This window comes from Actinophytocola sp. (genome assembly GCF_035942955.1).
GTDB lineage: Bacteria > Actinomycetota > Actinomycetes > Mycobacteriales > Pseudonocardiaceae > DASYTH01.
This window is the reverse complement of the sequence record NZ_DASZCQ010000353.1, coordinates 1-10,165: the sequence shown is the minus strand read 5'-3', so window position 1 is coordinate 10,165 and position 10,165 is coordinate 1. Positions and strand designations below refer to the sequence as shown.

Sequence of the window (10,165 nt, the reverse complement as noted above, 5' to 3'; positions counted from 1 at the left end):
GGCTAGGGGTCCGGCGAGCTCGACGTTCATCCCCGGCGAGTGCTAGCCGAACGTGCCGGCCAGGAAGAACACCAGGGGTGCCACCGCCTCCGGGCGGTCGATGCGGGTGTGCAGGGTGGGGGTCCAGCCCGCGTCGGCGCCGAAGTCGGGGTCGTGGGTGGCGTTGTAGGTGGCGATCAGGTCGACCGGCGTCAGCCGGCGGTCGGCGAGCAGATGGTTGTTGCGGGCGGTGAGGGTGGTGCCGCCCCAGTCGAAGAGTATGGCGTCCGGCTGGATCGCCGGAGCCAGCCGGAACACGTTGGTCTCGGCGAAGATCTTCGACTGGACGCCGACGCCGAGCGCGTAGACGAAGGTGTCGGGGTCGGGAATCTCGTAGTAGTTGTTGTAGACGTGCACCTGTCCGAAGCGGACCCGGGGCAGCCGCTGCAGGGTGTTGCGGAAGTAGTTGTGGTGCACGGTCACGTTGAGCTTGCCCGGGTCGGTGGTCGACGTGTTGGACGAGCCGATCAGCATGGTCTTGTCGTGGTCGGCGAACCGGTTCCACGACGCGGTCACGAAGTTCGACGCGTTGGTGATGTCCAGCGCCCCGTCGTGCACCTGGAACGGCTGCCCGAAGTAGCGCGGCAGCCCGGAGTCCGGGTTGTCGCCGTCGGTGAACGCGTTGTGGTCCACCCACACGTGCGTCGCGCCGGTCAGCGAGACGTTGTCGTACAGGGAGTTCCACGCGCCGTTCGCGCCGTCGGTGGGATCCCACTGCGGGAAGCAGTCGGCGGCGTCGACGAACGAGATGTTGCGGATGATGACGTTGTCGACCTTGTCGACGTGCAGGTTCAGTCCTCTGAGGACGGCGTGGCCGAGGCCGACGATCGTGGTGTTGCCGCTGACCTTGAGCTTCATGTGCCGGGTCTGGTTGGCGGCCGAGGCGACCCTGGCGTCCTCGAGCGGGCCCTCCGGCTCGCGGTCCCGGCCCCACACGGCCGGGTCGTAGGCCGCAAGGTAGGCCTCCAGCGTGTACCCGGGGGCCGCGTAGTCGGCGCAGGTCAGCAACTCCCCCGTGTCGGACTCGTCGCCGTCGATCGTGCCGCGGACATAGATGATCTTCGGCGTCGGCGCGGCGAGCGCGGTGACCAGCTCGGCCCTGGAGTGTACGAAGTGGACGTTGGACGCCGGCGCGGCCGAGCCGCCGGTGGTGCCGGCGCCCTCGGCCGCCCAGCCGTCGTTGGCCGGCAGCACCTGGCGGCCGAGCGGCACGTGCGGAGCGTGAGCGACCGGCGCCGCCGCCGCGGGCGCACCCACGACGGCCAGCGCCACGACCGCGGCAGCGGACAGGAGCGAAGCGCGCTTCATGGCAAGAAACCTCCGGTCAGCCGCCGTTGCGCTGCTTGTACTTCGCCTGCGCCTCGGTGAACTTGGCGGCGAACTGGTCCAGGAAGTCCTTTTCGGACATCTCGCCGAGTAGCACCTTCTGGAACAGCGGCTCGGTGTCGGTCTTGGTGATCGCGTTGAACTCCGGCAGGTAGTACGGCAGCTGCACCACCTTGGTGGACGGGTCGTTGAGCACCTTGGTGGCCTCGCCGATGTGCTGCGCGCTGCTCAGCCACGCCTCGCCGCTCACCTCGGTGTTGGCCGGCAGCTGGCCGGTCTTCTCGCCCCAGTAGCTGTTCATCGCCTTGCCGGCGGCGAACTCGGCGAACTTGAACGCCGCGTCCTTCTTGCTGCCGGTGGCGAACACGCCGATGCCGGACACCGGGTGCGTGGTGACCGTGCGGGCGCCGGTCGCGGCCTTGGGCACGGCCATCGCGGCGATCTTCTCCTTGCCGAACGCCTTCACCTGGTCGTTGTAGGAACCCAGGTTGTGCTGCATGATCGCGATGTTCCCGCCGCCGTACTGGGCGACCATCTTGGCGTAGTCGTTGGTCAGGTCGGCCTCCGGCGTGTTCTTCTTGTACAGCGCGGTGAGCCGCTCGAGCGCCGCCACGTTGCGCGGGTCGTTGATCGTGGCCTTGCCGGAGGAGTCGAAGATCTCCGTGATGCCGGACTGGCCGTAGATCACCTCGAGCATCTGGGCGATCGAGCCGGCGCCGCCGCGGATCGTGAAGCCGTACCTGTTCTTGCCGGTGTCGGTGAGCTTGTCGATGTCGGCGAAGAACTCGTCCCAGGTCTGCGGCGGCTGCAGCCCGGCCTCGGCGAACAGGTCCTTGCGGTACCAGAACACGCCCATGTTGGTGGACATGGGCACCATGTAGAGCTTGCCGTCCGGGACGGTGTTGCGCACCGCCTTGAGCACCTGCTCGTTGAGCTTGCCGTTGAGCGCGCTCCCGCCGACCCGGTCGTCGAGCGGCTCGAGCGCCTGCTGCGGGACGAGGTTGGCCAGCATCGCCGTGCTCACCCCGCCCACGTCGGGCAGGGCGCGGCCGGCGATCGCGGTGTCGTACTTCTGCTGGACCTGGGCGATCGGGATGCCGACGTACTCCACGTCGATGTTCGAGTTGGCCTCCTCGAACTCGGCGATGATGTGCTCCCACACCGGGGTGCGCGCCGGGCCGCCGTTGTCGTCCCAGAACGTGATCTTCACGGGACCACCACTCGAGCCCTGGTCGCCGGAGCCGCTGCTACACCCGGCCAGCGCCAGGCAAGCCCCGGTCAGGAGCGCCACCACCATCCTCGGCCAGCGCGAGTTTCTCATTGCCGCCTACCTTTCCGTTGCCAGTGCTGCAGCGGTGTCCCGATCGAGCCGCCCGTCGGCGACGATCGTGATCACTCGTCTGGTCAGGGAGTCGGCCAGCACGAGGGGACGCCGCCAGGCGAGGGCGGGCCCGACTCCCGGGTATTCCTTGACCCGGACGAACCACGGGTCCGTCGAGCCGATCTGGACGAAGACCAACGTCCAGTCCCGGCCGTCCGGCGCGGTGCCGGACATCGCGACCCAGGGCGCCGGGCTGCCGTTGATGTCCGCCTCGCCCTCGGTGTCCGCGGTGAACACCCGGCGCCGGGTCGCCGATCCGGGCGCCCGCCAGAAGAACCCGCCGTAGCCCGCGCCCAGGCGGCCCTTGGTCGCCGAGCTGCGGATCGCCAGCGGGACCCCGACCAGGTTGCTCAGCGCGAACTCGAGGTCCAGCTCCCAGCAGTCCGGCCGGCCGGCCGGGCGCGCGCGGACCGTGCGTTGCTCGGCCATGATCGGCGTGCCCGTGCGGTCCAGCCACTCAAGGTGCTCGACCAGGCCGTCGCCGTCGCGGCGGGCGAAGCGCAGGTGCCGCTGGCTGCCGTGATCCCGCCGCCAGGTGGGGCCCCGGCCGGGCACGTACGTGCGGCCGCCCCAGAAGTTGGTGCCGCCCACGTCGGCGATCGCGACGCCGACCCCGAGGTGGTGCACGTGGTCCTCCGGCCCGACCTCGGTGACCTCGACGCCGCCGAGCGTGCGCACCGAGTGCAGGTGCGGTCGCGGCGCGACGGTCGCGGGCAGCTCGGGCCGCCACCGGTAGGCCGCAACCTGGCGGGCGGCCAGCTCGATCGGCTGGACCGGCGGCGCCCACGCGACGTCCAGCTCGGAGAACAGCGCGAGGCGCTGGGCGCTCAGCGCGGTCAGCTCCTTGATCCCCGGCAGCACCCGGCCGTTCGTCGCGCCGTCGAGCTGGTGCTCGGCGGGGATCGGCGTGGGCTCCGGCGCGCGCCGCACCGCGTCGAGCACCTCCATGAAGGCGCCCGTGCGGGACAGCGGGACGAGCAGCTGGGCGCCGGTGCGCACGTGCGCGACCAGGTTCTCCAGCAGGTCGGTGCGCGCGTGCGAGCTGACGTTCTGTCCGATGTGGAGCTCGTCGAGCGTGTAGCACAGCTTGGCCGACGCGGTCTCGCCGTGCACGATCAGGTACGGCTCGGTGCGGTCGGGTGCGCACAGCGAGACCGCCACCGTGATCTCGGTGCCGGCGGCCAGGCGCAGCCGCAGGCACGACGTGTCGTCGGCCTCGATCGGGTTGGCGCGGTACAGCTCGGTCTCGATCTCGGTCACCGCGCCGAGCTGCTCGGCCTCGGCCACCGCCAGCGCGGTGGCCACCGCGTGGGCGAACGGGTTGGTCAGCGCGCCGTCGGTGACCGCGCAGCCGTTGAGCCGGCGCCGGCCGGCCCACGGCGCGCGGGTGAAGTAGCTGGCCGGGCGGTCCCACGCGCCGGCGGCCCCGATGCCGCGCACCCTGCCGAGCCGGCCGTCGGCGATCAGCTTGCGCAGGACGGGAATCGCCTCCGAGCCGAGGCTCTGGAAGCCCACCTGGCAGGCGCGGCCGGTCGACCTGACCGCCTCGGCGATCCGCTCGAAGTCGGCCATCGACCCGGCCGGCGGCTTCTCCAGCAGCAGGTGCGAGCCGGCGCGCAGCGCGGCGATCGCGAGGTCGGCGTGCGTGTGGATCGGCGTGGCCAGAATGGTGATCTCCGCACCGGTGCGCCAGATCAGCCCGCTGAGGTCGGCCGACTGGGCCGGCTCGTCGAGCCCGGCGAGCTGCGCCGCGGCGACCGGTCGGGTGTCGCACACCCCGACGAGGCGGACCAGTCCCCGGCCGGCAAGCCGGCGCAGGTTGTCCAGATGCCAGCGGCCGTGCCCGTGCGCCCCGGCGAGCACCACCCGGACCGGCGTATGTGGATGGTTCATCCCTTCACCGCCCCGGCAGACAGGCCCTGCACCAGGTACCGCTGGATGACCGCGAAGACGAGCACGACCGGCACCGCGGCCACCACGCCGCCGGCCGCCAGGGCGCCATAGTCCACACTGAACTCCCCGATGGTGAAGGCCAGGCCGACCGGGATCGTGTACTTGTCCTGCTGGAGCACGAACATCAGCGCGAACAGGAAGTTGTTCCAGCTGTGGATGAACGCGAACGAGCCGACCGCGACCAGGGCCGGCCGCAGCAGCGGCAGCACCACGACCAGGAACGCGCGGAACCGGGAGCACCCGTCCACCCAGGCCGCCTCCTCCAGCTCCAGCGGGATGTTGCGGATGAACCCGGACAGCAGGATCAGCGAGAGCGGAAGCTGGAACACCGTCTCGGCGATCACCAGGCTCCACAGGCTGTTCACCAGCTCCAGCGTGCGGAAGATCTCGAACAGCGGGATCAGCATCATCGCGCCCGGGATGAACTGCGTGCACAGCATCGCCACCAGGAACGCCGTCCGGCCGCGGAAGTCGTACCGGGCGAGGGCGTAGCCGCCGGCCAGCGCGATGACCGTGGTCGCGATCAGCGACGCCACCCCGACCTTCAGGCTGTTCTGGAAGAAGATCCCGAAGCCGAGCCCGTCCCACACGGTCTGGAAGTTCTCCATCGTGACCGGCCACGGCAGCAGGGAGCTCGACCCGCGCGGGCGGACCGCGAAGACCACCATCCAGTAGAACGGCACCAGCGTGAACAGCAGGTACAGGCCGAGCGGAAGGTAGATCTGCCACCGGCTCACCCGCTGCCCGTGCCGCCGGCGCCGCGCGGGCGCCGGGCGGTCCGGCGCCGGCGCGGTGGTCGGACGGGTCGTGGTGAGCGTCATGTTCGTGCTCCGAACCTGCTCAACCTCAGGTAGAGCACGGAGAAGAAGGTCAGGACGAGGAACCCGGCGGTGGTCAGCGCCGCGCCGTAGCCGAAGTCATGCGACTGGGCGGCCGTCGCGGCCACGTAAAGCGGCAGGGTCGTGGTCTGATGCGCTGGGCCACCGCCGGTGAGCGTGTAGAGCAGGTCGACGTTGTTGAACTCCCACACCGCGCGCAGCAGCGTGGACAGGATGATCGCGTCCTTCAGGTGCGGCAGCGTGACGTGCACGAACCGGCGGATCCGGCTGGCGCCGTCCACCGAGGCCGCCTCGTAGAGGTCCCGGGGGATCGTCTGCAGGTCGGCAAGCAGCAGGATCGCGAAGAACGGCACGCCGCGCCACAGCTCGGCGAGCACCGCCGCGCCGAACACGGTGTCCGGGTTGGCCAGCGGCGCGGCGCCGTAGCCCATCAGCCCGAGATCGGCCAGGTAGCGCGACAGCCCGGTGGTCGGGTTGTACAGCAGCACCCAGATGCCGGTGGTGAGCACGCCGGAGACCGCCCACGGGGAGAACACCAGGGCCCTGGCGAACGCCCGGCCGACGAACGTCTCGTTGACGATCAACGCCAATCCGAGACCGAGCAGCAACTGCAATGTGACCTCGACGAGCACCCATTTCGCGGTGAACCCGAGGCTCTGCCAGAACAACGGGTCCGCGGTGAGCATGCGCTGGAAGTTGTCCAGCCCGGCGAACCCGTTGTCCCACGGCTTGTTGACGTTGTAGTGCTGCAGGCTGTAGTAGAAGACGCTGGCCATCGGGTAGACGAGGAAACCCAGCATGGCCAGCACGGCCGGGGCGATGAGCAGGTACGGCGTCGTGGACCCGCGGCGTCGGCTTCGTCTGCGTCGCCGCGGAATCACCTCGGCGACTGCCATAGCCCGGATCTCCGTTCTGCCGCGGACGGTCCACCGAGACTACGAACGATCAAGTGGACTTTCGCGGCCTCCGTGTGGACTATGGCGACCGGCGCGAAGGCCTCCTTTACCGCGCCGAAACGCGGTGCCGGAGGCCTTCACGCATCGTCGCTACGCGGTACCGAACCCGTAGGTCGTGGTGGTCTGGTAGACCTGGCCCGGCCGCAGCACGGTGGTCGGGAAATTCGGCTGGTTGGGCGAGTCCGGGAAGTGCTGGGTCTCCAGCGCGAAGCCGTCACCCTGGCGGTACATCCGCCCGCTGGTGCCGACCAGCGTGCCGTCCAGGAAGTTGCCCGAGTAGAACTGGATGCCCGGCTCGGTGGTACGGACCGTGAGCACCCGGCCACTCGTCGGCTCGAACACCCGGCCGGCCAGCTCCAGCTCGCGGAACGTGGGGTCGCGCCGGTCGAGCACGTAGTTGTGGTCGTACCCGCGGCCGATCACCAGCTGCTCGAAGTTGTTGCGGATCCGCTCGCCGATGGCGGTCGCCCGGCGGAAGTCCATCGGCGTGCCGGCCACCCGGTCGAGGTCGCCGGTCGGGATCAGCGTCTCGTCGACCGGGGTGTAGCGGCTGGCGTTGAGCATCAGCCGGTGGTCGTTGATGTCGCCGGATCCCTCGCCGGCCAGGTTGAAGTAGGTGTGGTTGGTGAGGTTGACGATGGTCGGCGCGTCCGTGGTCGCGCGGTAGTCGATGCGGATGGTGTTGTCCCTGGTCAACCGGTACGTCACGGTGGTGTCGAGGGCGCCGGGGTAGTTCTCCTCGCCGGCCGGGCTGACCCGCCGCAGCGCAAGGCCGACCACGTCGCGCTCGCGGATCTCGGTGGCCGCCCAGTGCACCTTGTCGAACCCGACGTTGCCGCCGTGCAGGTGGTTCTGCCCGTTGTTCTGGGCCAGCTGGTAGGTGACGCCGTCCAGGGTGAACCGGCCGTTGGCGATCCGGTTGGCGTAGCGGCCGGTGATGCAGCCGAAGTACGGGGAGTTGTTCTCGAGGTAGTCGGTCAGGTTGTTGAAGCCCAGCGCGACGTTGGCGGTGCGGCCGTGCCGGTCGGGCACCTCGATGGACTGGATGATGCCGCCGTAGGTGATGATCCGGACGCGCATCCCGCGCCCGTTGGTGAGCGTGTACCGGTCCACCCGGACGCCTTCCGGCGTGGTGCCGAACAGCTCCTTGTCGATCCTCGGTTGCCGGTCGCCGGTGGCGACCGGCGTGGCCGGCCCGAACGACACCAGGCCGGTGAACAGCAGGGCGACCGCGGCGATGCGGCCGACGGTTCGGGTGAAGCGCATGGTGAAGACCTCCGTCCGTCTACACCGGACAGTGCTTCCGGGGTCCGGTGTGTTCGAGATTCCGAACAGCATCCGACATTTCCGCGCGCACGGAAACGTTAGTGGGCGGTGAAAACGCCTGTCAACAGTGCTTATTAGCTCGGGCAGGGCCGCCCTGTCGCCTTCGGCGAGCGGCCTCGGGTTGGGTTGCTTGGGGGGTTGCGGGCCGGGGTGGGTGGTCGGGTGGCGTGGGTGGTCGGCTGACGACGCCTGCGGGCAGGGGCCCGTTCCTCGCCCTGCCCTTGTCGTCGTGGGGCGGCCGCCCTCGCCAAAGACTTGGTCGACCCCAGCGACACTTTCGGCGTACGCGCGACATACGCGCTCAGGTGGCGCACTGTCGCGCTAGGGGTGGCCTAGGCGGCGGGAGAGGGTGGCGGCGCCGGTGCGGATCAGCTCCGTCCACTCCGCGCGGCGCTGCTTGTTCCACCGGATCGATGGGACCGAGATGCTCATGGCGGCCACCATGGCGCCGGACCGGTCGTACACGCCGGCGGCCACGCACTGCACCGCGTCGTTGGACTCACAGTTGTCGTAGGCCACCCCGGTCTTGCGGACCTCCGCGAGGTGGGTGCGCAGCTTGGCCGGGGAGGTGATGCTGCGCGGGGTCATCGCGGGCAGCTCCCGGTCGCGCGGGTAGCGGGCGTCCAGCGCCTCGGTGCTCAAACCGGACAGCAGCATCTTGCCCACCCCGGTGCAGTGCGCCGGCAGCCGCCGCCCCACCCCCGACACCATCCGTACCGGGTGCGTGCTGTCGACCTTGGCGATGTACACCACGTCTGCGCCCTCGAGCAGCGCGACGTGCACGGTCTCGTCGCAGGCGGCGGCGATCTCCCTGGCCACCTCCTGCGCCTCGGCGGCAAGGTCGAGGTGCTCGGCGTAGGTGCTGCCGAGCAGGAACAGCCGCATGCCGAGCCGGTAGCGGGTCGGCTGCCCCGGCACCGGAACCAGGTAGGACCGCGCGGCGAGCGTGGTGACCAGCTCGTGCACGGTCGTGCGGGGCAGCCCCAGCCGCTCGGTGATCTCCGGAGCGGACGCCTCCGGGGTCTCCAGGAACAGCTCGAGGATGTCAAGCGCCCGAGCCACCGCCGGAACCGCACGACCCAACCTGCCCACCTCACACAAATGCGTACGGGATTTCGAACAGGAGCATAGACTAACCCCTAGGTGCGAACATCGTTCGGTATTTCGAATTCTGAGGAGGGGCCGTGACGGGACCGTCCACAAGCGCCGCGCTGCTCACCGGATTGGGGCTGCCGGCGAGCCCGGCCCTGCCCGCCCTGCCGCCGTCGCCGCGCCGTTTTCCCGACGGCGCGCACTACCGGGTGGAGATCCCCAGCGTCGAGGGGCCGCGCTGCCTCGAGGCCGTGCTCACCGAGGCGGAGCGGCTGGACGTGCCGGTGACCCGCGTGTCCCAGGGCACCGGCGTCGGCCTGCTGACCGACGCGGAGATCGGGGAGATGGTGAAGCTGGCCGCCGGCCGGGACGTCGAGCTGAGCCTGTTCGCCCGACCGTGCGCCGCCTGGGGCACGTCCGCGGCGGCCCGCTCGCCGGCCGGCGCGGTGCTGTCGGCCTCCGCGTGGGGCCAGGATCAGCTCACCGCGGCCGTCGACGAGATCCGCCGCGCCGCCGATCTCGGGGTCCGCTCGGTGCTGGTGTCCGACCTGGGCGTGCTGTCGGTGCTCGGCCGGTTGCGCTCCGCCGGCGAGCTCCCCGCCGACCTGCAGGCCAAGGTGTCGGTCATGCTGCCGGTGGCCAACCCGGCCACCGCGGGCGTCCTGGTCGGCCTCGGCGCGGACACGCTCAACCTGCCGACCGACCTGAGCCTGGCCCAGATCGCCGAGATCCGGTCCGTCGTGGACGTGCCGCTGGACATCTACGTCGAGGCGCCGGACAACCTCGGCGGCTTCGTCCGCCACCACGAGCTGCCCCGCCTCGTGGAGATCGCCCCACCGGTCTACGTCAAGTTCGGCCTGCGCAACGCCCCCGACGTCTACCCGTCCGGCACCCACCTCGACGAGCTCACCGTCGGCCTCTCCCGGGAACGCGTCCGCCGCGCCCGCCTCGGCCTTGACCTGTTGGAACGCTCCGGCGCCACCGCCGTCTGCTCCCCGCCCGGCGCCCGCGGCCTCGCCCTCCCCCTGCCCTGACGCGCGCGCCCCACGCCAGGACAGTGTTTGATAGCTCGGGCAAGGCCGCCGGTCGCCTTCGGCGAGCGGCCTCGGGTCGGGTTGCCTGGGTGGTTGCGGGCCGGGGTGGGTGGTTACGTGTCGTAGGTGGCTGGTTGACGACGCCTGCGGGCAGGGGCTCGTTCCTCGCCCCCGCCCTGGTCGTCGTGCGGCGGCCGCTCTCGCCAGGACGTGGGCCGG

General features: G+C 70.5%; 8 protein-coding genes. 1 reads left to right on the top strand and 7 read right to left on the bottom strand.

Annotated elements, in window-relative coordinates; translation table 11 throughout:
• Positions 1-42: 42 nt before the first annotated feature.
• The 7 genes from VGX25_RS34860 to VGX25_RS34830 form a co-directional block, all read right to left on the bottom strand.
• The gene (locus VGX25_RS34860; protein ID WP_326922251.1) at positions 43-1,347 is read right to left on the bottom strand and encodes a pectate lyase; all 1,305 of its coding nucleotides are present in this window, start codon (positions 1,345-1,347) and stop codon (positions 43-45) included.
• Between the two features lie 16 nt (positions 1,348-1,363).
• Positions 1,364-2,575 (bottom strand): sugar ABC transporter substrate-binding protein, encoded by a 1,212-nt coding sequence (locus tag VGX25_RS34855; RefSeq protein ID WP_326922250.1) that lies wholly within the window; start codon positions 2,573-2,575, stop codon positions 1,364-1,366.
• 117 nt (positions 2,576-2,692) lie between these two features.
• The gene (locus VGX25_RS34850; RefSeq protein ID WP_326922249.1) at positions 2,693-4,639 is read right to left on the bottom strand and encodes a DUF6807 family protein; all 1,947 of its coding nucleotides are present in this window, start codon (positions 4,637-4,639) and stop codon (positions 2,693-2,695) included.
• Positions 4,636-5,520, bottom strand: coding sequence for a carbohydrate ABC transporter permease (locus tag VGX25_RS34845; RefSeq protein ID WP_326922248.1), 885 nt, complete (start codon positions 5,518-5,520; stop codon positions 4,636-4,638). The genes VGX25_RS34850 and VGX25_RS34845 overlap by 4 nt, the downstream gene beginning before the upstream one ends.
• Positions 5,517-6,434, bottom strand: a complete 918-nt coding sequence (locus tag VGX25_RS34840; RefSeq protein ID WP_326922247.1) for a sugar ABC transporter permease — start codon at positions 6,432-6,434, stop codon at positions 5,517-5,519. Before VGX25_RS34840 ends, VGX25_RS34845 begins: the two co-directional genes overlap by 4 nt.
• Positions 6,435-6,584: 150 nt before the next feature.
• Entirely contained in the window at positions 6,585-7,760 is a 1,176-nt protein-coding gene (locus VGX25_RS34835; protein WP_326922246.1) for an aldose epimerase family protein, read from the bottom strand.
• A 381-nt stretch (positions 7,761-8,141) separates the two neighbouring features.
• On the bottom strand, positions 8,142-8,882 hold the full coding sequence (locus VGX25_RS34830) for an IclR family transcriptional regulator (protein ID WP_326922245.1): 741 nt from the start codon (positions 8,880-8,882) through the stop codon (positions 8,142-8,144).
• Positions 8,883-9,004: 122 nt separating this feature from the next.
• Between VGX25_RS34830 and VGX25_RS34825 the strand changes: the two genes are divergently transcribed.
• Positions 9,005-9,946 (top strand): U32 family peptidase, encoded by a 942-nt coding sequence (locus tag VGX25_RS34825; protein ID WP_326922244.1) that lies wholly within the window; start codon positions 9,005-9,007, stop codon positions 9,944-9,946.
• Positions 9,947-10,165: the final 219 nt, after the last annotated feature.

Excerpts from the sequence above, each read along its gene's own strand:
- VGX25_RS34850 (WP_326922249.1), bottom strand. The coding sequence starts at position 4,639 with ATGAACCATCCACATACGCCGGTCCGGGTGGTGCTCGCCGGGGCGCAC.
- VGX25_RS34840 (WP_326922247.1), bottom strand. The coding sequence starts at position 6,434 with ATGGCAGTCGCCGAGGTGATTCCGCGGCGACGCAGACGAAGCCGACGC.
- VGX25_RS34860 (WP_326922251.1), bottom strand. The coding sequence starts at position 1,347 with ATGAAGCGCGCTTCGCTCCTGTCCGCTGCCGCGGTCGTGGCGCTGGCC.
- VGX25_RS34835 (WP_326922246.1), bottom strand. The coding sequence starts at position 7,760 with ATGCGCTTCACCCGAACCGTCGGCCGCATCGCCGCGGTCGCCCTGCTG.
- VGX25_RS34845 (WP_326922248.1), bottom strand. The coding sequence starts at position 5,520 with ATGACGCTCACCACGACCCGTCCGACCACCGCGCCGGCGCCGGACCGC.